Source organism: Paenibacillus sp. BAC0078 (assembly GCF_054483875.1).
On record NZ_JBTLRW010000026.1, the window covers coordinates 39413 to 63371 of the forward strand.

Consider the following 23959-nt stretch of genomic DNA (forward strand, 5'->3'; position numbering starts at 1 on the left):
TGCCCTATTTGCTGCCGGCGCTTGCGGAAGGGCTGCTGCCTGGCGAAGCCTCCGGTGAAGGCGACGGCTCAGGGGCAGTCATTGTGTCTTGCACAAATTGCTTCAGCTTTCTTTCGCTGCTGATGCCAATGACGGCGGAGCCGCCTTTTGTCTTCTCTTCGGTGAGCAGATCCATCGGCGGAATCTGTTCACTGCCGCCCATAGAGCTGTCATAGCCGACGGTAGCCAGCTTCCACATATCATCGACCTTCAGGTTGGTATCAATAAAAGGAGTAACCTGGGACAGGATGCTTGGCAGCTTGATGATAGAGGTTGTGCTGATCACTTTGTCCGCTACAGCCTTAAGGAAGGCGCGCTGGCGTTCCGTCCGGGTGAAGTCGGAAGTGGCATCGTGACGGAAACGCACATATTGCAGCGCCTTATTGCCGTCGAGATGCTGGAACCCTTTTTTCAGATCAATGTCATATTCCGGTCCGTCAGCCTTCGTCTTGTAGACCATGTCCTTCTCGACATCGTAATCGACGCCGCCGACCGCATCTACAAGCTTGATGAAGCCCTGGAAATCGGTATAGACATAATATTGAATCGGAATGCCGAGCAGGTCGCTGACCGTCTGCATCGCCGTCTCGGGTCCGTGGGTAATTGCCGTATTGATACGTTCCTTGCCATGCTGAGGAATATCTACATAGGTATCACGGAGAATAGAGAAAACATAAAATTTCTTTTTAACCGGATCAAGGGAGGCGACCAGCATCGTATCGGAGCGTGGCACTTCACCCTTCTTCACCCCGCGCGCGTCTACACCCATAAGCAGGATGTTCACTGGCTCCGTGCCTTCCCATTTAGGTGGCTGAACCACTTCGGCAGAAGGAGAGGGGACTGCTGCAAACGGTGAGTCTTCGCCGGTCTTATGCAGGTTATCGAGCTGATTGTAGATGGAGGTAAAATAATAAACAGCCCCGCCGATAATCAGGAGAAGTATGATTGCAAGAGTCCAGAGCAGCGGCTTCTTCTTTGACTTGCCGGCTTTTGCGTGCCGTTTCTTTCTTGGTGGCATTTCGTTCTTCCTTTCCGATTCACATTCTCTACATTATAATTTCTTTTAGGTATACAAGCAATTTCGGAATATTTAACCATAAATTTTAGGAGTGGACCTGAACATGAATGAACTAACAATCGGACAAAAGGTGCCGGATTTCACCCTTCCCGCTTCAACCGGGCAGAATATCAGCTTAAGTGAGTACCGGGGCCGCAAAGTGCTGCTATATTTCTATCCCAAAAATATGACCCCTGCCTGCACGCAGGAGGCTTGTGAATTCCGTGACGCCGAGGACCCGATTGCCCGGGGAAATGCGGTCCTGCTGGGAATCAGCACCGATAGTCTGGCTTCTCATAAGAAGTTCATTGACAAGAACAGTCTGCCGTTTCCGCTGCTATCGGATGAAGAGCATACCGTGAGTGAATTATTTGGAGTCTGGCAGCTCAAGAAGCTGTACGGCAGAGAATTTATGGGCATTGTGCGCTCCACCTTTCTCATTGATGAACAGGGCATCCTGGTCAAAGAATGGCGGAAGGTACGGGTCAAGGGACATGTCGAAGCGGTATTAGAAGAAATCATGAAATAATTAAGTATGCTAGTAAATAATTGTAAATGTCTGTTACATTTTTAACAGCCTTCATAAGGCGCTCTCATGATATAGTTGCCTCATATTACTTCAAATTTGGAGCAAGGCATGGTGATAAATGCATGATGATGCTGCGCATTGGGCTGGATGTCGGATCAACTACGGCCAAATTGGTTGTTATGGAACGCGATACGATTGTATATCAGGATTATGTGAGACATTATAGCGATATAAAAAAAGCAGCGCTATCCCTCCTGTCGGATGTACGTGACAGGTTCCCGGATAGCGAAGCAGCACTGACTGTAAGCGGTTCCTCGGGTTTGTCGCTCTCAAAGCTGGGCGAAGTGCCCTTCGTTCAGGAGGTGATTGCCTGCACCAAAGCGATCAGCTCGCTGATCCCGCAGTGTGATACAGCCATTGAGCTGGGGGGCGAGGATGCTAAGATTATTTATCTCAGCGGCGGCATCGAGCAGCGGATGAATACAGCCTGTGCCGGGGGCACGGGAGCGTTCATCGACCAGATGGCTTCCCTGCTGCAGACGGACCCTGCGGGGCTGAACGCCCTGGCGGAGCAGCATGAACGAATATACCCTATCGCATCGCGCTGTGGCGTATTTGCCAAGAGCGATGTGCAGCCGCTGCTCAACGAAGGCGCCCGCCGCGAAGATGTGGCGGCTTCGATTTTTCAGAGCATCGTCAACCAGACAATCAGCGGACTGGCCTGCGGCCGCCCGATCCGGGGGCGCGTAGCCTTCCTTGGCGGGCCGCTCACCTTCCTGCCTGCGCTGCGGGAGCGTTTTGCCGAGACGCTTGGGCTTAAGGAAGGCGAGATTCTGTTCCCTGAGCGCTCACAGTATTTCGTGGCGATTGGGTCGGCGCTGTCGCAGAAGGACCCGCTGGTGCTGCCGTTGTCCGGCTGGCTGGCGCGGATTGCTTCCGTGGATTTCAGTGCCGACCGCGCCGAGGATGCCGAGCTGAAGCCGCTGTTCGCATCGCCGGAGGAGCTTGCGCAGTTCCGTCAGCGCCATGCCCAGGCTTCAGCTCCCCGGTCAGAACTTTCTACATACAAAGGACCTTGCTATCTGGGCATTGATGCCGGGTCCACAACGACGAAGCTGGTCATTACCGGATCAGCGGATGAAATTCTCTATACCTTTTATGGAAGCAACAAAGGCAATCCGCTGCAGTCGGTCAGCGATGCCCTGAAGGAGATTTACCGCATACTGCCGGAGGGCTGCCACATCGCCGGAGCTTACGCAACCGGTTACGGTGAAGGCTTGGTGAAGGCGGCGCTGCGTACAGACGGCGGTGAAGTGGAGACGGTGGCCCACTACAAGGCAGCCTCCAAATTCATGCCGGAGGTTGATTTCATCCTCGATATCGGCGGTCAGGACATGAAGTGCATCAAAATCCGGGGCGGAGCCATCGACAGCCTGATGCTGAACGAGGCCTGCTCGGCGGGCTGCGGCTCCTTTCTGGAGAGCTTTGCCTCCGCGCTGGAGCTCGGGATCGGGGAATTTGCCGCAGCGGCGCTGGAATCCACGGGACCTGTCAATCTGGGCTCGCGCTGCACGGTGTTCATGAATTCCAAGGTGAAGCAGGTGCAGAAGGAAGGGGCTTCTCTGGCCGACCTCTCGGCAGGGCTGGCCTATTCCGTCATCAAGAATGCGCTGCAAAAGGTGATCAAGATCCGCAATCCCGAGGATTTGGGGCGCAACATTATTGTGCAGGGCGGTACGTTCTATAACGAAGCGGTGCTCCGGGCCTTCGAGCTGTTGACTGGCAGAACCGTGGTTAGACCGGATATTGCCGGCGTGATGGGAGCCTACGGCTGTGCGCTGATCGCCAGAGAGCATGCAGGACTTGAAGGCCGCAGCACCCTCCTCAGTCCTGAAGAACTGGAAGCCTTTAAATACGAGGTATCACCGGGCCGCTGCGGCCGTTGCGGCAACAACTGCGCCCTGACGATCAGCCGGTTCCCGGACAAGAGCTTTCACGTTACCGGCAACCGTTGTGAACGCGGGGCGGGAGGCAAGAAAGAGAAGAACAGTCTGCCGAACCTGATGCAGTATAAATATGAGCGGTTCTTTGATTATGAGGGGCTGCCTGAGGAGCAGGCGGAGCGGGGAACGGTCGGCATTCCGCGGACCATGAATATGTTCGAGAACTATCCGTTCTGGCATACCTTCTTCACCGCACTGCGTTTCCGGACCGTGCTGTCTCCGAAGTCGAGCAAGAAGCTCTTTGAGAGCGGAATGGATACCATTCCTTCGGAATCCATCTGCTATCCGGCGAAGATGGCCCACGGGCATGTGCAGAGTCTGCTCGGTAAAAACGTCGATTTTATCTTTTATCCGGCGGTCGTATATGAGAAGAAAGAGGATGACGCAGCGCAGAATCATTTCAATTGTCCGGTCGTGGCCTCTTATCCCGAAGTGATCCGCAACAATATGGATGGACTGAAGGAAAAGGGCATTCCGCTGGTCAGCCCGTTTCTGACCTTCGACGATATTCCGGCGCTGACCCGGGTTCTGGTAAAGACCTTCGCGGATATTCCCAAGGAAGAGATCGCTGCCGCAGTGCAGGCGGGACTTGCGGAAGCAGAGAACGCCAAATATGATCTGCGGACCAAGGGAGAGGAGACGCTGGAGTTCCTTACACACAGTGATACCAAGGGGATTCTGCTCTGTGGACATCCCTACCATGCCGACCCGGAGATCAACCACGGCATCGCAGAGATGATTACCGGCATGGGGCTGGCTGTGCTGACGGAGGATGCAGTCTGCCATCTGGATCGCAGTGAAGGGGATGTGGCGGTGGTCAATCAGTGGACCTACCATGCCCGGATGTACCGCGCGGCGCGTCTGGCCGCCAGCAGAAACGATCTGGAGCTGGTGCAGCTTACCTCCTTCGGCTGCGGCATTGATGCGATTACGTGCGATGCGGTTCAGGAGATCATGGAACGCAATAACAAGGTGTATACCCTGATCAAGATTGATGAGATCAGCAATCTCGGTGCGGCACACATCCGTCTTCGGTCACTGCTTGCCGCAATGCGCGAGCGGGAGAAAGGCAACGTTCAGCCTCAGCTCCTGTATAAGACCCAGGCCAATGTGCCGTTCACGAAGGAAATGAAGGATACGTACACGATTCTTGCGCCGCAGATGTCGCCGATCCATTTTGAGTTGTTCGAGCGGGTCTTCCGCGATGCCGGATATCGTCTTAAGATTCTGGAAAGTACCGGACCGCAGGAGACGGAGGAAGGTCTCAGATATGTAAATAATGATGCCTGCTATCCGGCGATTGTCACCATCGGGCAGATCCTGTCGGCGCTGAGGAGCGGCGATTATAATCCGGACCGGACCGCTGTAATCATGTCGCAGACAGGCGGAGGTTGCCGTGCGACCAACTATATTTCACTGCTGCGCAAGGCGCTGAAGGATTCTGGTCTGGGGCAGATTCCGGTAATTTCGCTGAATGTCTCCGGAATGGAGAGCCAGCCGGGCTTCCGCATCAGCCTGAAGCTGGCTAACCGGCTGATTGCCGCTGCGTGCTACGGCGACCTGATGATGCGTCTGTTGCACCGCTTCAGACCGTACGAGGTCATTCCGGGAAGCACAGAGGCCCTGTTCCGCAAAGGGATGGAGCGCTGCAAATCCAGCTTGTCGACCTTTTCATTCCGGGAATACAAGCGGCTGACCCGCGAGATCGTCGCTGAATTCAGCCAACTGCCGGTGACGAAGGCCACTAAGCCGCGAGTGGGGATAGTAGGGGAAATTCTGATCAAGTTCCATCCGGACGCCAACAACCGCATCATCGAGATGATTGAGGCGGAAGGCGGTGAAGCGGTGATGCCGGATTTCCTGGATTTCATCTTTTATTGCGTCTACAACCCAATCTACAAAGCCGAGCAATTCGGCAAAAGCAAAAAGCTGGGCTACCTCAATCCGATGCTGATCTCCTATCTGGAAATTTACCGCAGACCAGTTAAGACGGCGCTTGTGGAAGCCGGGCTGGCCAAGGGCCGTGAGACTATCTACGGATTGGCCGAGAAGGCCAGCCGTCTTGTGTCCGTGGGCAATCAGATGGGCGAAGGCTGGTTCCTGACGGCGGAAATGATGGACCTGCTGGATAACGGGGTCAATAATATTGCTTGTATTCAGCCATTCGCCTGTCTGCCGAACCATATTACCGGCCGGGGAATGATAAAAGGGCTGAAGGAGTTGTATCCTGGCGCCAACATTGCCGCCATTGATTACGATGCCGGAGTCAGCGTGGTGAACCAGGCGAACCGGATCAAGCTGATGATGTCGATTGCCAGCGGTCTGGAGAGCAAAGAGCAGCCGGCTCCCGTAAAAGCAAAAACAGGCAGCAAACTAAAGCCTGTTGTGGCGGGAAGCATCGAAAACGGGCTATAGCATTTATTTTGTATAGGAAGAGCGTACCCTAAGCTGTTAAGGGGTACGCTCTTTTTTTGGAAAATATAAGAAAGTGCCGGTTATTTCTGCAGCTTTTGCTTGATGCGCATCGCTTTGTTCAAGTGGACAAAATTATGCCTTGTGGCCGGCATCAGGACCAGACCTGCGATGGTTTTCCCTCCCCAGTAATCTATGAGCCATTGCTCCGAGGCTTTGACTGCGCCTTCTTCGGTGATTCTGCGGATCTGTGCAGGACCGGGCTTGGCCCGGAATTGTCCGGGGAGCAGTGCAGCGATGATAGAGCGTGTTCTGGCTGCAACATCCTTCCGGTAGGCGAGCAGTGCATCAATTTGGATGTCAGAGCTAAGCTCGGCGATTTCCTGCTCCTCCATGCCATTTCCCGAGTGGTGGAAAGGGATGTGCAGCCTGTCCGCATATTGCTCTGACCGTAGAACCTGCTCCCCATCAGCGACGAGGAGATTCATCGTGATGTCCTCAATACGTGCGCTGTGCCAAAGATGCCACACAATCGAATTGCGGCTGTCAGGCGTATGTACCGGATAACTGCGCATGGTTTGCTCGCTCAGCTCCCGCAGCAGTTCGTCCTCATAGGTCGGCTGCTGCACATCGCTTCCGTCTGAAGCGTACAGGCGGGCATGCTGCTCCAGGAACAGCGACACTGCATTAGCGTGCTCTTCCGGTTTTGTGATTATTCCCGTTAATTGCTTATGTTTCGCATTCCAGGTCTTGCGTGCTCCTTGATCCATGCTTTTCACCGCTTTCGCTATAATAATTTGATTATATAAAAAATTCCCCAAAGCTGGGTGATTTTTAGAAGAGTCTGTCACAAGGAGGAAGTCCACACTAAGCTGATGGGCCAAATCCCATATTTCAGAAAATTTCTGCAAACTCTTGACGCATAAATACGTAAATAGTAAAATAGTTCGTATACGAAATATTATCTAGTTTACGGAGATGATGAATGTTGGAGGATAAAGAGCGGCAATTGGATGAAATCTTTTCTTCATTCCGCTGCATCATTCATAATTTTCAACAGCTTATGTGGAAGGATGCAGAAGAGCTGGGCGTTACATCGACCCAGTTAATGGTCTTGCGCAAATTGAAGGCACACCCCGATGTGGGAATCACGGAGCTTGCGGACCTGCTGCACTTAGGGAACAGCGCCGCGAGCGGTGTAGTTGACCGGATGGTGAAGGCCGGACTGATAACCAGACAACGCTCAGAGAGCGACAAACGTATATTTAAGCTGGCCATGACCGACAAAGGCAGGGACATCAGGGCGCGAAGCAAACAGGCGCTCAGAAGCCATCTGGAGCCATTATCGAACTTATCTGCAGAGGATGCCCAAGAGCTGCTGCGGCTGCATGGGGACATCATTAAAATTTTGGAGCAAGGGAGAGACAATAAAAAGCTATGAGTACAATTAACGCAAATGCCGCCGCGCCGGCGAAGACGATACGCAGGGGGCCAATCATTGCGGCGCTCTTGATCGGGGCATTCGTGGCGCTGCTCAATCAGACGCTGATGAACGTGGCGCTGCCGAAAATGATGGAGGACCTGAGCATCGCCGCCAATACGGCGCAATGGCTGACAACGGGATTCATGCTGGTCAACGGCGTGCTCATTCCACTCAGCGCCTATCTGGTGGAGAAATTTACAACCCGTCAACTGTTTACAACTGCAATGATCCTTTTTTCTATAGGGACCTTGGTCTGCGCCATAGGTTCCGGGTTTGAAATGATTATGGTCGGCAGAGTCATTCAGGCTGTCGGCGCCGGCATTCTGATGCCGCTGATGAACATTGTGTTCCTGCGTATCTTCCCGATTGAAGAGCGCGGCAAAGCCATGGGGCTTATGGCGGTAGCGATGATTTTTGCCCCGGCGGTCGGCCCTACGCTGTCCGGTTGGGTTGTTCAGCATTATTCCTGGCGGGTACTGTTCTATATCGTGCTTCCGCTGGCGGTTCTCTCTACACTGCTTGGCATGAAGACGATGCAGAATGTCGGCAAGTTAACCTCGCCTAAGCTGGATAAGCTGGGGATTGTCCTATCAACCCTCGGCTTTGGCGGTCTGCTGTATGGCTTCAGTGACGCCGGTACGGACGGCTGGAACAGCGCGACTGTCTATAGCTGTCTGATCTTGGGGGTTGTAGCTTTGGCCTTGTTTGTATGGCGTGAGCTTAGTCATGACAATCCGCTGCTGGAATTCCGTATTTTCCGGTATAACATGTATTCACTCACCACAGTGATCAACATTATTGTTACGATGGCGCTGTATTCCGGCATGATTCTGCTTCCGATCTATTTGCAGACCATCCGCGGATTCACACCGGTGGAATCTGGGCTTATGCTGCTGCCGGGTGCGATTCTGATGGGCGTAATGTCTCCGATCACAGGGATTATTTTTGATAAAATCGGAGCAAGATGGCTGTCCGTCATCGGCCTGATCATCACTACCGTTACCACCTGGGAGTTCAGCCAAATTACCGACTCCACCACGTATACTCATCTGATCCTGACATATACAGCGCGGATGTTCGGGATGTCCATGCTGATGATGCCGATTGTAACCGCCGGTCTGAACCAGCTTCCGCAGCGTTTGGCATCGCATGGTACGGCAATGTCCAACACACTTCGGACGGTGGGTGGAGCACTCGGGATGGCGCTGTTTGTCAGCCTGATGACCAACCGGACGAAGAGTGTAATTACAGATGCCGTGATGAGCGGGGCTGTATCGCAGACTGACAAGGCAGGCATGCTGAAGCTAACACAGGAAGCGACGATTAACGGGATTACCCATTCGTTTACCGTAGCCACCTGGGTTACAGTTGTAGCCTTGGTGCTGGCTTTGTTCATCAAGAAGACCTCGCCGCAGGCGGACTTTCTGAAGACAGAGGAAGCTGAGCCTGTGAAGCCCGAACAGCCGCAACTGGCCAAATCGCAGCAAGCTTAAGAAGTGAATTGATTTAAGATCGGATTCTGTTAAAAAAGGACTATCCTGCCGCCTTCTCATTCAGCGCGCATGGTTAGTCCTTTTTGTTGATAGCTGCTGCAAAAACAGTTGAACTATAGATTTTCATAATGGGGCTGGTCGTAACTGCGGGAGTTCAACTGATACAGCTCCGCCCTGCTTCCTAGTTCGCTTCGCTTACTGTGCTCCAGCGTTTCAGCCGCGGCAGGGAGTCCGCCAGCATTTTACGCGCGGCGGCTTCGTCCATGCCTTCTTCGACCATAAATCCGGCGCATAGATCGGTCATTCCCTCCAGCGTGATATCCGGCTGCTTGAATTCCCCGCCTTCGTAGCAGTACACGCAATATTCTGTTGTTTTATTACCTTCCCGGTCACTGCCCTGCATCTCCGCTTCAGGCATAGGCATTCCACAGCTTTGACAGTAATGAGTCTCGTTCTGATGCGATACTGCTGTTTCCATTTGCACACACGCTCCTTTATTTTTTGGAGGAGGCTTCGGCCCCCGCACACTCCTGTCCATTATAAAATAGTAAACCTGACAGCATTCGTTCAGGTTATTATGTATGGCTGTTATATTTTGCAGCAATTCCCGCCGCTATTTCTCCAAGCCTGCAGCGGATATGCTCCGGCTCCAGCACCTCAGCCATTGTCCCGAAGCTCAGCAAAAATCCATACAGCCAGCCGTTTTCGGGATAATTTACTTTAACGGTATAACCGCCGCAGCCATCGGGCTGAAGCTCCTCAGAATCAAAGTGATCCTCCGCAAGATGCCTGCCCTCTGCTGAAAAATGCAGGACAACCGGCAGCAGGTTCATGGCTTCCTTCCATCCTGCACCCCAAGGCAGATCCTGCACCGGAATCTCCCGCCGGTTATATTTCTGCAGCTCCTTGACTAGCGTTCGCATGCGGAGCAGCTTAAAGAGCCGGAAATCCTGGCGCTGTGTGCAGTAGCCGTATAAATACCATGCCACTCCTTTATGCACAAGAGTATAGGGCTCAACCAGCCGATGGCTTACATGGCCGTCTGCATTGACATAATCAAAGCTGACAGTGGCTGTTTCCTCCAGTGCCTCTTTCAGGAGGGACAGACGTTCCTCCAGCGGCCCCTGCAATCCCCAGGGGGAGAAATCTATAATTAACTGGTTGGTTTTGCTGCGGAAGGCATCGGTCTGGGAGGGAGGGATCACACTGCTGATTTTTTCCATGAGCAGGTTGTTCCCGCTGCCTCCGTAAGAGGAGACACTCTGCAAAGCGGTGAAAATCTCAGCCAGCTCGCGCTCCGTAAGCAGATTGCGGTCCAGACGGTATCCCTCCATAAGGCCAATGCCGCCATTTGCCCCCTGATAGGTGACGACGGGAATGCCTGCCCCGTTGATGCTGTCGATATCGCGGTAGATGGTGCGGACAGAGACTTCGAACATATCAGCCAGCTCCTTGGCTTGAACAAGGGGCCGGTTCATCAGCAGAATGACGATGGAGAGCAAACGGTCTATTTTCAAAGTGGCTTCCTTCTTTCCCGGGAATTATACGCTTATCCATTATCCTAATATTGCACGTGGAGTCAAAAAAATAAAGTCTTGCGATATACCTATCATTCGATTAACATCTAATTAGATAATTATTTAATAAGAATGTGAGGATTAGTGCTGTGAACAAAAGCTCATGTACAGTTGTTAAGCGAAATTATAGGGGGTATTCAAGGTTATTCGCGGCCGGGCTCGTCAATGGGATTGGTGACCGGTTCAGCAGTATTGCCATGCTGGCGCTGGTGCTGAAGGTGACCGGATCGGGGATGGCGGTCGGAATATCGCTCGGTGTAAGAGTGCTGCCTTATCTGTTCATGGCCCCGCTGGGTGGAATGCTGGCAAGCAGGCTGCCGCGCAAAGCCATTATGATGACCGTCGATCTGCTGCGTGTTCCGGTGGCGCTGTCTTTTCTATGGGTGGATGGGGAGAGCAAATTGTGGCTGCTGTATGCAGGGAGCTTGATCATGGCGGCGGGCGAGGCAATTTATAGTCCGGTGCGTAAATCTGCCATCCCGCTGCTGGCCGGTCCGGATTCCTTGCTCAAAATTAACAGTCTGGAGCAGTTGATGACTGGCTGTGTGCTTATCCTTGGGGCCTTTACCGGCGGAGTCGTGTCGTTGTGGTGGGGGCCGGATATGGCTTTTATCATGAATGCAGCCTCTTTCCTGGTTGCGGCTCTGCTGATTTGGGGCATTCATTTTCCTCAGAATGTAGAGAGCACAGACGGGCAAGACGTACCCTTGGTTGACGGAGAGGCCGAATTAAAGGGAAGCAAGATTAAAAAAACAGGGCGCTGGCGGACGCTGAAGCTTCTGGTGGGCGGAAGTCTGGCGCTGCAGATCGTTATTGCCTATGAGCTGCTGGTGTCGATTATCAATGGCTGGGACAATGTGCTGATCAGTGTGTACGCCGTGCAAGTGTTTCATGCCGGAGATATTGGGGTGGGGGCCTTCTATGCCGCACTCGGCATTGGGCTTAGCCTCAGCTTTTTTGCCGGACGGCTGGTGAAGCGGAGACTTCTTGCGGCAGCGCTGGCCGGACTGCTGTGTGAAGGGATTATGCTTATGAGTATCAGTGCAAGCAGCTATTTTGGGGTGGCTTTTGTACTCTATATTCTGCTGTCGCTATGCGGGGGGATCGGCAATGCCTGCCTGGACACGCTTGTGATGCGGGAGACACCGCCTGAGCAGCAGCCGGCCATGTTTGGAATGCTGTCGGCGGTGAGCGGTTCGCTGATCGGCGTATCTATGTTCGGTGCAGGCTGGCTGCTGGATCTGGTGGAACCCAGAACGCTGGGGTTCGCGGGCGGTGCCGGTTTCGCCGGAGTAGCTCTGCTGCTTGCGGGATATGTTTTTGTGCGCAGCAGATGGAAGAAGGTCCGGCGTAATATTCGTAAATAACTGCAGTGTTACTTGGAGGTTTCTTTCACCTTAGCTTTCATGCCTGCTTTGCGCCGGAGCAGCCGGGAGCGGATGGGATGACGGTAACGGTACAGGAGGATCAGCAGAGCAATGGCTGCGATGCCGGAGATGATCCAGAGGGCGTACAGCTCGAACAGGTGAAAGATGCCCATCCACTGCGGGCCGAATACTTTTCCGATACCAAGAAACAGTATAACCCAGAGCAAAGCGCCGCTGTAGGCGTACATAGCGAACTTGCGAAACGGCAGGGCGATGATGCCTGAGAAGTAACCGGTAAAATGGCGCACGCCCGGGATGAAGTACCCGATGGAAACGAGGATGCTGCCGTACCGCTCGAACCAGCGCTGTGTTTTCTCCAGTTTGGCCGGGGAGAACAGAAACCATTTGCCATAACGCTGAATAAAAGGCAATCCGGCCTTGAGGCCGATGAAATAAGTTACGGTCATACCGATTGTGGTTCCGGCTAAAGCTACGGCAATCAGCGGGATAAAATCAAGTCTGCCGGTATAGGAAAGAAACCCCGCAAAAGCCATTGTAGTCTCTCCGGGAAAAGGCAGGGCGACGAACTCCAGCAGGAGTCCAAAGAACAGCACACTATAGCCATAGCTGGCAAACAATTCCTCGATCCATTTCAGCATTTCCATATGTTGTCCACTCTCCAAAGGCATAAATGCCTAATTCTATTTCGGGGCTTGTCTTCATACAATCTACCAAAAGGCGCATAACGCGCGAGTAGAATGCTGGAGGTAGAGAAGATGAAGAGTAGCCAAAAAATTCATATCCGCCGGATATTCATCTGCGGGTTGCTTGCTATGGCAGTTATATGGTTTGTGATGCCCGCACTCTCTAAGAATAATCGCCCTGCTGCTGTGAAGCAAGATTTGCCCGCGGCTTCCCCGGCTTTTGGTAAGCTGCAATCACCGCAGGCCCCCGCTTCAGCTTCCGCAATGCTCAGCATGGACCGCAGCCCGCAGACAGTGGCAAAGGCCACGGCGGCATCATCTTCCAAAACTTCAGCGGGTTTGGCCCTTTCGGCCAAAAAGAAACAAAAAACGGTCTACTTAACATTTGACGACGGCCCGAGCAATATCACTTCAAAGGTTCTGGAAATTCTGCGCCACCAGGGGGTCAAGGCGACCTTTTTCGTGCTTGGGGAGCAGGCCAAAAGCCGCCCGGAGCTGATTAATGCCATATGGGAGCAGGGCCACGCTATCGGCAATCATTCCTATAATCACAATTACCATGATTTATACAGCAGGTTTACGGAGTTCTGGACTCAAATCAAGCAAACTGAAGAGATCGTCCGGGGAATTACCGGCGTCCGCCCGCAGCTTGTGCGTGCCCCGGGAGGGACGTTCGGGCACTTTGACGGAACGTATTTCTATCTGCTTAAGCAAGCGGGCTATTCGGTGGTGGATTGGACGGCGGACAGCGGTGATTCCAGAAGCCGGGGAGTACCTGCCGCAGATATATTAAGGGATTCCACCGCAAACTTAAGCGCCTCAGAGGTGATTCTGCTGCTACATGACGGAGGAGGCCATGAGCAAAGCGCCAAGGCGCTGCCAGAGATTATCGGGCGATACAAGGCAGCCGGGTATGCTTTTGGTGTACTGAATGAGGAGGTACAGCCGGTACAGTTCAGAGTTTCTGCCAAAGCAGCAGCGGCTGGCCGGATCAAGCCGTCCAAAGCCTGGATTGCTGCGAATATTATTCCGAACAGCAGGCTTTTTGCACCCGGCAAGCCGCTCGCGCTGGAGGTCGGTATGCTGGAAACAAAGCTGCAGCCGGGAGAATACCAGATCAGCGGGGGGCAATATAAGGTTCCGCTGCGTGCGGCGGTCGAACGGCTGGGAGGGCAGGTAAGCTGGGATACAGCCACACGCAGCGGCAAAATTGTCTGGAACGGCCGGACGGTGATGGCGGATGCGGAGCATAAGCGGCTGACTGTAACCTTCGCGGACGGCAGGCAGCAGCAGCGGAATACCGGGGTGCAGATGATCGGCTCCTCGCTGTGGGTGCCGCTGCGGAGTCTGCTGGAGGCTGTAGGACATCCGGTGCTGACGGCCGGTGTGACCGGGGAGGAACGCAGAGTCAAGGCGCTCTGATAAAATCGGTTATCAACTGATTTTAAGGTTTTTAAATGTCTGGGTATCCCTTTCGGTGGGAAGAATAGACAGTAACAGGCTCCAGGCCGCCGCTTAAATATGGTGGTTAAGGGGAGCTAGTCTATGACCAAAGGAAGGGTATCCCATTGTCCTCATCATCACTAATGGAGCACACGGAAAATGTTAAAAGCTTGCCTATCCCCGGCGGCCGGACGGCACTGGGAGAATGGCTGAGAATGCTTCTGACAGCGGGGGTTATCGCCTCCTTGTATGTCTGGCGGGGAGGAGCATCGCTGCTGTTCCTTTTAACGGCCTGCGGAGTTCTTATGCTGGGCGGACTGCTGCTGCAGCTTCTGGGGCCGCGGCAGGTGAAGGTTACCCGCAGTATTTCTCCTCTCCGCCCGGTGGCGGGAGATACCTTGACCGTAGAAGTACAGATCAGCTTCTCGGCAGGGATTCCGCTGCCGTGGATGATTGTCGCCGACCACTATGGCGGCGAGGTGCATCAGCAATTGCTTTTTCCGGGATTCCGGCGTTCACTTGTCTACTCATATAAGCTGCAGGAGGTGCCCAGAGGCATTCATACGCTTCACGGGTGCAGTGTAAGCTGGGGAGAGCTGACCGGCCTGTTCACAGGCGGCTGTCAGCCGGAGGGCAAAGACAGCTTCAAGGTTTTGCCCAGACCGCTGTACCTGGGCGGGGCAGTGCCTGACAGCGGTATGATCACCGGAGACATTATGATCAGCAGTCGTAACCGGAATTACAATGCTGAAGCGGCAGATATCCGCGAGTATTCACCGGGTGATCCGCTCAGCCGGATTCACTGGAAGAGCAGCGCCCGCAAGGGGGCGCTGCAGAGCAGAGTGCCGGAGCGGGAAGAAGGGCATATGTCCTGCATTGTTCTTGCCAATAGTCCCGGGGATTATGAAATCCCTTTCGGTGCGCTGGCGCCGCGCAGCCAGCGTGGCATGGCGCCTCCGGCGTTCGAACGAGCTGTTTCTGCAGCTATGGGTCTTATGCTGTCAGCCGAGCGTTCCGGTTCCTATGTGCAGCTCTTCAGCGGCGGATGGCCGGAAGGCATGGCCAGACATGAGGGACTTGGGCAAATCCCCGGCAGGGTGCAGGATATGCTCACGGAAATTGCACCGGACGGCGACCGCAGTCTAAGCAGGCTGCTGGAAGACGCTTCACGGGGCTGGATTCCGGGAATGACCGTTGCCGTCATTACAGGCCGGCTGACGGAAGAGTCTGCCCGGACACTTGCCCGGTTCCTCGTGCAGGGGGTCAAGGTCGAGCTGTATTATGTCTGGGATGGGCCCGCTCCAGCATCATCCGAACCTAAAAAGCGTGCAGCAGATACAATCAGCGGCAGTCTGGCAAGACTGGGTGCGCGGGTGTATTGCCTGAGCGATATTTCTTCGGCATATAGCTACAAGGGGGCGGATATCCGTGAATGTCCTGAGAAATCAACGCTGCGGTAGAGCACTGCCGGAAACGGCAGGAAGCCCGATTCAATCACCAGGTGTGCGGGAGGAGTATAAGAACGGGCAGGAAGGGCTATTTGCAGCAGGGAAAAATGGGAGCGACACAGAGGACAGCCATGCCGATATCAGGGACAGTATCCCCCTGCACTATCGTTTGCTGTTCTCTTTGGCAATTTTTGGCCTGTTCGTAGAATGGCTGCTGCCACTGCACAGGTCTGCCAAAGTGCCGGATACGGCCAATCTGCTGGAAATCCTGATGTTCTCTGCGGCAGTGCTGCTGCTGTGGGGGAGCTGCCGGCTTCCGGGTGTTCTGCAGCTTACCGGCCAGTTCCTGCTGATTGCTCTGACCTGGCTCTATACATGCACTACCAATGAAGGTACGGGGTGGCTGGGAGCGTATATTGCACAAATCCCGGAGGATGCCGCGCTGCTCTTTTCAGGACGGATATCCTCCCTGAGCGGTGACAGCAGACTGCTCATCCTTGTACTCGGTTGGGGATTGCTGGTTACCTCTGTACAGCAGCTTGCGCTGTACAGAGGCAGCACGGCGCTGTTTACTCTTGTAACACTGGTCTATCTTATGGCTCTGGATATGGGCTTTGCTGTAAATACGACCGGTGATGTGGTTGTCTCCGTGGGGCTGATTCTATGGATGCAGGCCATGAGCAGGCTGCTGCACTTGAAGGATCGAACCGGAGCCGCTTCTCTCCCGTATGGACTCTGGGGAGGTCTTGCCCTGGCTACCGCATTCATTATTGCGGCAGCAGCCTGGACTATCGGCCAACTGCAAGGCTCCCGGCCGGGAGTTCCAATCACACTGCAGCCGGTTTATGACAAAATCCAGGTCTGGGCGGCAGGAGAACTGTCGAAGTCCTCTGAGGAGCTTCAGCTTCAGTCCGGCAGATCAGGCTACGGTTCAGGAGACGCTGAGCTTGGTGCTCCGCTGTCCCCCAGCACTGAGGCTGTTTTTAGCGTCTTCACCAATCAGCCGTCCTACTGGCGGGGGGAGAGCATTGCCTATTATGACGGACGCCGCTGGATCAGGGAGGGCGAGGAGCTTATGCCGTTTAGTCTGACCGGCTTGCCTGTTTCCGGTCAGGATTTAATTGAGTCCGGTGCCGGGGAGGGCCGCAGGGTGGTTCAGAGGGTTCAATTCGCTGTTCCATCCTCCGGCGGCCTGCCGCTTTTCAGCGCGGGAGCTGTGGTTGATGTGGAGTCCATTAAGCTGACAGACGGGGGCCGCCTTGGCTATGTAATGACCAATCCGGAGATGAACAGCTTCCGGCTCCCGGAGACTTCAGGCCCCGCCAAAGTGGCGGAATATACCGTTGATTCTCTGCTGCCGGAGAGTGATCCGGCTGATCTGCGCGCGGCTTCTGGCGGTGATCCTTCCGCAGTCAAAAGCCAGTATTTGCAGTTGCCTGCTGAGCTGCCCGCAAGAGTGTCCGGCCTGGCCGAGCAGCTTACAGCTTCTGCGGGCAACCGTTATGATGCCGCCACCGCTGTAAGGGATTATCTGCAGCGCGGCTACACCTACACCTTGAAGACGCGGGTGCCGCCGTCAGGAGCGGATTTTGTGGATGACTTCTTATTCACAACAAAGCAAGGCTACTGCGTGCATTTCGCCACCTCAATGACCGTGCTGCTGCGAAGCGCGGGCATTCCGGCCCGTTATGTCCAGGGCTACGGGCCCGGAACGCTGGCGGCAGATCCCCTGCCGCAGCGCTATAATGTCACCCAGGGCGATGCCCACGCCTGGGTGGAGGTTTACTTTCCCGGCGCGGGCTGGGTCCCCTTCGACCCCACGCCCTCCGCCGCCCTCGCCGCTGCCGCAGGCCCGGCGGCTGCCCCCGTGTCCGCCGCTGCGCAGCGCGCGGACGTTCTGCCCGCCCTGCCGCAGGCGGGCGGGCACTTGCCAGCGCCGGCCGCAGCTGCGGCGCTGGGGCTCGCCGCCGCCTGGCGCTGGCGGCGTTGCCTTGCTCTGCTGCCGGCGGTGCGCCGCACCGGCAGCGTGAGCCGCGAGCGGCAGCTGCGCGCAGCCGCGCTGGCCTGGCGCGGGCTGGCGGCGCGGTATGGCCCGCCGCCGCCCGGCGTAACAGCCAGGGAGTACGCAGCCTCCCTGGCGATTGAGGACGCGGGGCTGCGCACCGCGGTCCGGCAGTTCGTACGCCAGTGGGAAGACCTGGCGTACAACAGCCCCGCCGTACCGCCCCGTCCGGCATCCGCCGCACCCGCGCCACCACGCTCAGCGTCTTCTGCACCCGCCGCGCCCGCACCGTCCCGCTCGGCGTCCGCCGCACTCGCCGCGCCCGCACCGTCCCGCTCGGCGTCCGCCGCACTCGCCGCGCCCGCACCGTCCCGCTCGGCGTCCGCCGCACTCGCCGTGCCCGCACCGTCCTGCCCGGCATCCTTCATCAGCAACTGTCTAACCATTGCTTTTCGCTTAACTTGAACAGAGGGTATTCGCCGCCAAGTGCGGTGAATGTCCTGCTGTTCAAATTCCATTTCTGACTACATGAGCAGGTCATGCTCCTTCAGAAAAGCGTGTGAATTCACCAGTATTCCGCTGAGTTAAGCGTAAGAACCTTTGCTTTTCCAACTGAAAAAAGGCTGCGCCTTCCTATTCGAAACGCATACAATTCCAAAAGCTGGTGAACCTCCTTTTCGCTCCTCTTGAAATCTCCCATCCCCCGCCCGGCAAGGACCAAAAGCATCTCCTTGAGCTGCCCTCCTTTCCTTGACGGTAAGAATTAACCATGAGTATAATGAATCCAATAATCAAGGGAGGCACGTAATGAACAAGCCAAATGAAATTATCGTCGTTCTCGATTTCGGGGGACAGTACAACCAGCTTATCGCGCGCAGAATTCGGGATCTGGGGGTTTACAGCGAGCTTCTGCCGTACAATACGCCGATTGAGAAGATCAAGGCACTTTCGCCAAAAGGGATTGTTTTCTCCGGAGGACCAAGTAGTGTTTATGCCGAGGATGCGCCGCATGTAGACCCGGCTATTTATGATTTGGGGCTGCCGATTTTCGGTATCTGCTACGGTATGCAGCTCATGGCCCATCAGCAGGGCGGGAAGGTTGAACGTGCGGACAAGCGGGAATATGGCAAAGCCAATGTTGATTTTGAGCAGGGCGCTGTGCTTGCAGCCGGACTTGAGAGCAGTCAGAACGTATGGATGAGCCACGGCGACCATGTAGTGGAGCTTCCTTCCGGGTTCAAGCTGGATGCCAGTACCGAGAGTGCTCCAATTGCGGCAATGAGCCACGCGGACCGCAATTTTTTCGCTGTGCAGTTCCATCCTGAGGTACGCCACTCTTTGAAAGGCAACGAGATGATCTCGAACTTTCTGTATGAGGTTTGCGGCTGCGAGGGCAAATGGACGATGGAATCGTTTATCGAGGATGCCGTTAAGGATATTCGCGATAAAGTCGGAGATAAAAAAGTGCTGTGCGCACTCAGCGGCGGTGTAGACTCCTCCGTTGTGGCGATGCTGATTCACCGGGCCATCGGCGACCAGTTGACCTGTATGTTTATCGACCACGGCCTGCTGCGTAAAGGTGAAGCAGAGAGTGTAATGGAAACCTTCGTGGGCAAATTCGATATTCATGTGGTGAAAATCGACGCGCGCGCCCGTTTCCTGGACAAGCTAGCGGGTGTATCCGATCCCGAACAAAAGCGCAAAATCATTGGCAACGAGTTCATCTACTGCTTCGACGAAGAATCGGCTAAGCTGGGCGATTTTGCTTTCCTGGCCCAAGGCACGCTATACACCGACATTGTAGAGAGCGGAACGGCAACAGCGCAAACGATCAAATCGCATCATAATGTCGGCGGACTGCCGGAGGATATGAAGTTCAGCCTGATCGAGCCTTTGAACACGTTGTTCAAGGATGAGGTCCGCAAGCTCGGCGAAGAGCTGGGTATGCCGCATGCCATCGTCTGGCGTCAGCCTTTCCCGGGTCCGGGACTTGCCATTCGTGTACTTGGCGAGGTTACCGAGGAGAAGCTAGCCATTGTGCGTGACTCCGACTATATCCTGCGCGAGGAAATCGCCAAAGCCGGTCTCGACCGCGAGATTTGGCAATACTTCACCGCCCTGCCGAACATGAAGAGCGTGGGCGTTATGGGTGACGAACGTACGTATTCCTACACCGTAGGCATCCGTGCTGTAACCTCCATCGACGGCATGACCGCCGACTGGGCACGCATCCCTTGGGATGTGCTGGAGAAAATCTCCGTCCGCATCGTCAACGAAGTGGAAAACGTCAACCGCATCGTGTACGACGTAACCTCGAAACCACCAGCTACGATTGAGTGGGAGTAGTTTTTAAATAAGACAAAGAACCTTCAATCCCACAGCTATCGTGGGTTTGAAGGTTTTTTTGTCTAAGTAATCATGATCTTCCTTCGTTGCAGATGAAGTCCGATCATCCTTGATAACTTTTTAATTAAGCGTATAATACTTGATATATTAATTGATGCGTCAACTAATTTGTTTTATCGTATGCATTTTTTGTGTAAAGAGATGAATAATACCTTTGAAGATCAGCTAATAACTAGTAGGGAGGACAAGAAATGAAAGCCATCGTCATTGATCGTTATGGGGGTAAGGAAGAGTTACAGGAAAGAGAAGTGCCGAATCCAGCTCCACAAGCTCATCAGGTTGTAGTTAAAGCGGCAGCTACCTCGATCAATCCAATCGACTGGAAGCTTCGTGAAGGCTACTTGAAACAAATCATGGATTGGGAGTTTCCGATTATTCTGGGATGGGATGTTGCCGGAACAATTTCTGAAGTTGGCAGCGGGGTAATGGATTGGAAAGTGGGAGACGAAGTGTTTGCCCGTCCGGATACTACCCGCTTTGGAACTTATGCCGAATATACTTTGGTAGATGATCACCTGCTGGCGCGCAAGCCTGCCAATATCTCATGGGAAGAAGCCGCCTCCGTTCCGCTCGCAGGGCTGACTGCCTGGCAGGCGCTTTTTACTCATGGAAGATTGGCTAGAGGAGAAAAGGTATTAATTCACGCAGGCGCAGGCGGCGTTGGCATGTTCGCGATCCAGTTTGCCAAACAAGCCGGAGCGTATGTTATTACAACGGCCAGTGAGCGTAATCATGAGTTGCTGGCTTCACTCGGTGCTGACCAGATTATTGACTACCGCACGACCCGCTTTGAAGATGTTTTATCCGATGTGGACGTTGTATTCGATACGATGGGTGGGGATGTTCAGAAGAACAGCTTCAAAGTGCTGAAAAAACATACCGGACGAATCATCTCTATTGTCAGCAATTTTGATGAAGAGCTGGTCAAGGAATACGACGTAACCGCTAAAAATATATGGCTGGAGCCGAATGGACAGCAGCTTCAGGAAATTGCCGGCCTGCTTGAGCAGAAGAAGGTAAGGTCAGTAGTTGGAGCTACATTTCCTTTTTCGCAAAAAGGACTGTATGATGCCCACGCATTAAGTGAATCTCACCATGCTGTTGGTAAAATAGCTATAACGTTCTCCTAAGGAAGCTGGCGTTTTGAACGGAAATCAGTCAAGCAGAAGGGCATCCCTAGCCAGGGTGCTCTTTTGCTTGTGCAGCAAGGGTAACGCCGACCGTCTAATTCAGCTTATTACAGGAAAAGTGACTGCACTTTGTGCAATGGACAGTCATGCCGCTCTTTCGCGGCACTTCAGACGATGAAATTTCATAGATGGCCCTCAATTTGGCTTCGCCAAATTCGAGGCTTCCATAACAATGTCCTCTGTACGGACATCGTTATTTCAGGATAGAATGTTTATTTTGAAGCAGGAAATGGCCTTCTGCTGTAATTCGTACAATTGATTATCTGGTTTCCGGGTACAGAGGAGCTTTTTCGCAAAATCTGCTGCACAGAATGCAGTAGATCCTATTTTCCAGCGGATTTGAGTTTGATCTGCTGTAGAAATTACAATAGAGCCACATCCGAACATGAAGGAGCGCTGAACAGTATGGAGAACCCGGCAACATTATTCACACAGATTGCTACAAACAGCCCGAACAAGAAAGTAGGAAGCCTGAGCCGCAAGCTTGCCAAGAAAATATCTTTTCAAAGCGCAGCGGACATGGAGGCTCTGTCGGATCTGGCATTGCTGCTGTATATCAACGGCGACACAGGCTCTGCGAAGCAGGTTTGCAGTCTGACGGACGGATTGGTGTTCAACAATAACTATAATGTGTGGACGTTTATACATATTGTACGGGCGCTGCATGCAAGGATTTTGCGGGAGGAAGGGGAGCTGGAGCAGGCTGAGGCAATCATTGCCCAGATTGAGGCGGATCATGTGACACCAGGCAAGCTGATGGACCGTGAGGCGAAGCAGGAGCTTCGGCTGCGCATCAAAAACCGCACGACCTTTGAAGACCTCACCGCTCAGGATAAAATCGGTCAAGCGTCAACGCCTGCAATCGCAGCAGCTTACCGCTTTTCAGCTCTGAAGGGCATGATGGAATGCCGGGAAATGGAGGGATACCCTCTCATTGACAAGGACAAACTAGAAGAAGAGATTAAGAAGTACATCGCTGAGCTGCTGAAGCTGCCTAATTACAGCTACAATTAAGTCAGGGACGTGATATTGTCCGAATTACGAACATTAACAAAAACATCACGCATAATGTTCGTATTTACCATTGACAAGTCATGTCACGTGCACCTAAAATAAAAAAGCGCTAAAGCAGCATAAACATTCGTATAATTCCGGGAATCGGCCCGGAAGTCTCTACGAGGTCACCGTAATGACCTGGCTACGATTAAGAAGAGCAAGACCTCTATTAACCTTCGGATTTTCATCCGCAGGGAAGGAGAGTTGTTCTTTTTTTCGGGCCGGTGTCTTCCAAGATACCGGCTTTTCTGTTGCTTTCAGACAACATAACCTTAGGGGGAGAACAATTTGAACCGCTTTTTCAAGTTGAAAGAAAACGGCACGACAGTGCGCACAGAAATTATGGCCGGTCTGACCACGTTTATGGCAATGGCGTATATCCTGTCGGTTAATCCGGGCACACTTACTGCCTTTGGCCGCATTGAGATGGGCTGGTATCCTGTATTCCTGGCTACCGCGCTGGCAGCAGGGATTTTCACTATTGCGATGGGTCTGTTCATCAATTTTCCTGTAGCTCTTGCGCCTGGTATGGGCCTTAATGCATATTTTGCTTCCGTAGTTTTGTCCTCACAGACCACTGACCATCCGTTTACTTGGCAAATGGGTCTGACCGCCGTATTTATTTCCGGGATTATCTTCATCCTGCTTACGGTCACCCAAGTCCGGCAGATTCTGCTTACCGCTATTCCGGACAGCCTCAAGCATGCCATTACTGTTGGTATCGGCTTGTTCATTACGATTATTGGTCTTAAAAACAGCGGACTGATGACGATCGGCGTTGAAGCCGGCAAAGATATCGCCGCTAACAAATTTACAGATGTGCTTTCCTTTGAGACGGTTATCCATATGGGCAGTCTGGAGAACTCCAACGTACAACTGGTTATCATCGGCCTGCTGCTGATTTCCATCCTGATGGTGTTGAATGTACGTGGTGCAATCCTGTTTGGTATTCTGGGCACGACTGTAGCTGCTATGCTAATGGGCGTCGTTGATTTCAGCAGCCTGTCGAGCACTGACAATCACTGGGTTCCTGATTTCTCGCAGCTCAACTTCTGGCAGTTTGACTGGGAAGGCATCATGCACACCGGTATCGTTTCCGCGATTGCCACATTCACCTTCGTAGAATTGTTTGATACCTTTGGCACACTTGTTGGTACTGCAGAGCGTGCAGGAATTATGAAGAATGCCGAAGAAGGCAAAAAACGCGTCGGCAAAGCGATGTTCGTTGATGCGGTAGCTGTTGCCGGCGGTGCAATGCTCGGTACTTCCACCACTACTGCTTATGTTGAGAGTGCTGCCGGGGTTGCTGAAGGCGGACGTACAGGTCTGACTGCTGTTACAACCGGTGTCTGCTTCCTGCTTGCGTTGTTCCTGGCTCCAGTTGTGGCGCTTATCCCTGGCCCTGCTACTGCGGCGGCGCTGATTATTGTCGGTGTGCTGATGGCTCAATCCATCCGCGAAATTGATTTTCAGGATATGGTCCTGGCGATTCCAGCCTTCCTGACCTTCGTGATTATGCCTTTCACTTACAATATCGCGAACGGAATTTCCTTCGGAATTGTTACGTATGTCATTCTGGCTTGCGTAGGCAACCTGGTGGGCAAAAAGAAATACAACATCCACTGGATGATGTGGGTGCTTGCTATCCTGATTGTGCTGCGCTATATCCTGATTGGAAGCCAGGGTTAAGCGTATTGTCACTCCACCTTATTAGTATTTTTCAAGTTCATTCTATAACTGTTCCGGTCCC

The 23959-nt window shown here is 53.6% G+C and carries 17 protein-coding genes and 1 riboswitch; of the genes, 12 read left to right on the forward strand and 5 right to left on the reverse strand.

Annotated elements, in window-relative coordinates:
- Positions 1 to 4: 4 nt before the first annotated feature.
- Positions 5 to 1057: an LCP family protein gene (locus tag ACX1DY_RS28580; RefSeq protein ID WP_458967514.1), complete on the reverse strand. Its 1053-nt coding sequence runs from the start codon at positions 1055 to 1057 to the stop codon at positions 5 to 7.
- A gap of 103 nt (positions 1058 to 1160) precedes the next feature.
- Between ACX1DY_RS28580 and bcp the strand changes: the two genes are divergently transcribed.
- Together bcp and ACX1DY_RS28590 are read left to right on the forward strand one after the other, a co-directional pair.
- A complete protein-coding gene (gene bcp, locus ACX1DY_RS28585; RefSeq protein WP_458967515.1) occupies positions 1161 to 1625 on the forward strand; it encodes a thioredoxin-dependent thiol peroxidase in 465 nt (154 codons plus the stop codon).
- 122 nt (positions 1626 to 1747) lie between these two features.
- A complete protein-coding gene (locus ACX1DY_RS28590) occupies positions 1748 to 6043 on the forward strand; it encodes an acyl-CoA dehydratase activase-related protein (protein ID WP_458967516.1) in 4296 nt (1431 codons plus the stop codon).
- 80 nt (positions 6044 to 6123) lie between these two features.
- On the opposite strand, the gene ACX1DY_RS28595 is transcribed toward ACX1DY_RS28590, so the two are convergent.
- Positions 6124 to 6810, reverse strand: a complete 687-nt coding sequence (locus tag ACX1DY_RS28595) for a DinB family protein (RefSeq protein ID WP_458967517.1) — start codon at positions 6808 to 6810, stop codon at positions 6124 to 6126.
- A 215-nt stretch (positions 6811 to 7025) separates the two neighbouring features.
- Between ACX1DY_RS28595 and ACX1DY_RS28600 the strand changes: the two genes are divergently transcribed.
- Together ACX1DY_RS28600 and ACX1DY_RS28605 are read left to right on the forward strand one after the other, a co-directional pair.
- Positions 7026 to 7481 (forward strand): MarR family winged helix-turn-helix transcriptional regulator, encoded by a 456-nt coding sequence (locus ACX1DY_RS28600; RefSeq protein WP_458967518.1) that lies wholly within the window; start codon positions 7026 to 7028, stop codon positions 7479 to 7481.
- Positions 7478 to 9016, forward strand: a complete 1539-nt coding sequence (locus tag ACX1DY_RS28605; RefSeq protein WP_458967519.1) for a DHA2 family efflux MFS transporter permease subunit — start codon at positions 7478 to 7480, stop codon at positions 9014 to 9016. Before ACX1DY_RS28600 ends, ACX1DY_RS28605 begins: the two co-directional genes overlap by 4 nt.
- Before the next feature lie 181 nt (positions 9017 to 9197).
- On the opposite strand, the gene ACX1DY_RS28610 is transcribed toward ACX1DY_RS28605, so the two are convergent.
- The gene (locus tag ACX1DY_RS28610) at positions 9198 to 9494 is read right to left on the reverse strand and encodes a zinc ribbon domain-containing protein (protein WP_458967520.1); all 297 of its coding nucleotides are present in this window, start codon (positions 9492 to 9494) and stop codon (positions 9198 to 9200) included.
- 97 nt (positions 9495 to 9591) lie between these two features.
- Positions 9592 to 10533 carry a helix-turn-helix transcriptional regulator gene (locus tag ACX1DY_RS28615; protein WP_458967521.1) on the reverse strand — a complete coding sequence of 314 codons (942 nt, stop codon included), beginning with the start codon at positions 10531 to 10533 and terminating at the stop codon, positions 9592 to 9594.
- Between the two features lie 149 nt (positions 10534 to 10682).
- On the opposite strand from ACX1DY_RS28615, the gene ACX1DY_RS28620 reads away from it, so the two are divergent.
- Positions 10683 to 11960 (forward strand): MFS transporter, encoded by a 1278-nt coding sequence (locus ACX1DY_RS28620; RefSeq protein ID WP_458967522.1) that lies wholly within the window; start codon positions 10683 to 10685, stop codon positions 11958 to 11960.
- 8 nt (positions 11961 to 11968) lie between these two features.
- On the opposite strand, the gene ACX1DY_RS28625 is transcribed toward ACX1DY_RS28620, so the two are convergent.
- A complete protein-coding gene (locus tag ACX1DY_RS28625; protein ID WP_458967523.1) occupies positions 11969 to 12625 on the reverse strand; it encodes a DedA family protein in 657 nt (218 codons plus the stop codon).
- A gap of 111 nt (positions 12626 to 12736) precedes the next feature.
- Between ACX1DY_RS28625 and ACX1DY_RS28630 the strand changes: the two genes are divergently transcribed.
- From ACX1DY_RS28630 to ACX1DY_RS28660, 7 genes are all read left to right on the forward strand, one after another.
- Positions 12737 to 14086, forward strand: coding sequence for a polysaccharide deacetylase family protein (locus tag ACX1DY_RS28630; protein ID WP_458967524.1), 1350 nt, complete (start codon positions 12737 to 12739; stop codon positions 14084 to 14086).
- A 146-nt stretch (positions 14087 to 14232) separates the two neighbouring features.
- A complete protein-coding gene (locus ACX1DY_RS28635; protein WP_458967525.1) occupies positions 14233 to 15567 on the forward strand; it encodes a DUF58 domain-containing protein in 1335 nt (444 codons plus the stop codon).
- Positions 15536 to 18022: a DUF4129 domain-containing transglutaminase family protein gene (locus ACX1DY_RS28640; protein ID WP_458967526.1), complete on the forward strand. Its 2487-nt coding sequence runs from the start codon at positions 15536 to 15538 to the stop codon at positions 18020 to 18022. The genes ACX1DY_RS28635 and ACX1DY_RS28640 overlap by 32 nt, the downstream gene beginning before the upstream one ends.
- 342 nt (positions 18023 to 18364) lie before the next feature.
- Positions 18365 to 19903, forward strand: coding sequence for a glutamine-hydrolyzing GMP synthase (gene guaA, locus ACX1DY_RS28645; RefSeq protein WP_458967527.1), 1539 nt, complete (start codon positions 18365 to 18367; stop codon positions 19901 to 19903).
- Between the two features lie 251 nt (positions 19904 to 20154).
- The gene (locus tag ACX1DY_RS28650; protein ID WP_458967528.1) at positions 20155 to 21093 is read left to right on the forward strand and encodes an NADP-dependent oxidoreductase; all 939 of its coding nucleotides are present in this window, start codon (positions 20155 to 20157) and stop codon (positions 21091 to 21093) included.
- A 465-nt stretch (positions 21094 to 21558) separates the two neighbouring features.
- Positions 21559 to 22167, forward strand: coding sequence for a DUF6707 family protein (locus ACX1DY_RS28655; RefSeq protein WP_458967529.1), 609 nt, complete (start codon positions 21559 to 21561; stop codon positions 22165 to 22167).
- Between the two features lie 107 nt (positions 22168 to 22274).
- Positions 22275 to 22374: riboswitch (purine riboswitch) on the forward strand.
- A gap of 123 nt (positions 22375 to 22497) precedes the next feature.
- Positions 22498 to 23898 carry an NCS2 family permease gene (locus ACX1DY_RS28660; RefSeq protein WP_458967530.1) on the forward strand — a complete coding sequence of 467 codons (1401 nt, stop codon included), beginning with the start codon at positions 22498 to 22500 and terminating at the stop codon, positions 23896 to 23898.
- Positions 23899 to 23959 lie beyond the last annotated feature (61 nt).

What these genes read in the sequence shown, in the direction of transcription:
- ACX1DY_RS28580 (WP_458967514.1), bottom strand. Translation starts at nt 1,057, where the DNA reads ATGCCACCAAGAAAGAAACGGCACGCAAAAGCCGGCAAGTCAAAGAAG.
- bcp (WP_458967515.1), top strand. Translation starts at nt 1,161, where the DNA reads ATGAATGAACTAACAATCGGACAAAAGGTGCCGGATTTCACCCTTCCC.
- ACX1DY_RS28590 (WP_458967516.1), top strand. Translation starts at nt 1,748, where the DNA reads ATGATGATGCTGCGCATTGGGCTGGATGTCGGATCAACTACGGCCAAA.
- ACX1DY_RS28595 (WP_458967517.1), bottom strand. Translation starts at nt 6,810, where the DNA reads ATGGATCAAGGAGCACGCAAGACCTGGAATGCGAAACATAAGCAATTA.
- ACX1DY_RS28600 (WP_458967518.1), top strand. Translation starts at nt 7,026, where the DNA reads ATGTTGGAGGATAAAGAGCGGCAATTGGATGAAATCTTTTCTTCATTC.
- ACX1DY_RS28605 (WP_458967519.1), top strand. Translation starts at nt 7,478, where the DNA reads ATGAGTACAATTAACGCAAATGCCGCCGCGCCGGCGAAGACGATACGC.
- ACX1DY_RS28610 (WP_458967520.1), bottom strand. Translation starts at nt 9,494, where the DNA reads ATGGAAACAGCAGTATCGCATCAGAACGAGACTCATTACTGTCAAAGC.
- ACX1DY_RS28625 (WP_458967523.1), bottom strand. Translation starts at nt 12,625, where the DNA reads ATGGAAATGCTGAAATGGATCGAGGAATTGTTTGCCAGCTATGGCTAT.
- ACX1DY_RS28630 (WP_458967524.1), top strand. Translation starts at nt 12,737, where the DNA reads ATGAAGAGTAGCCAAAAAATTCATATCCGCCGGATATTCATCTGCGGG.
- guaA (WP_458967527.1), top strand. Translation starts at nt 18,365, where the DNA reads ATGAACAAGCCAAATGAAATTATCGTCGTTCTCGATTTCGGGGGACAG.
- ACX1DY_RS28650 (WP_458967528.1), top strand. Translation starts at nt 20,155, where the DNA reads ATGAAAGCCATCGTCATTGATCGTTATGGGGGTAAGGAAGAGTTACAG.
- ACX1DY_RS28655 (WP_458967529.1), top strand. Translation starts at nt 21,559, where the DNA reads ATGGAGAACCCGGCAACATTATTCACACAGATTGCTACAAACAGCCCG.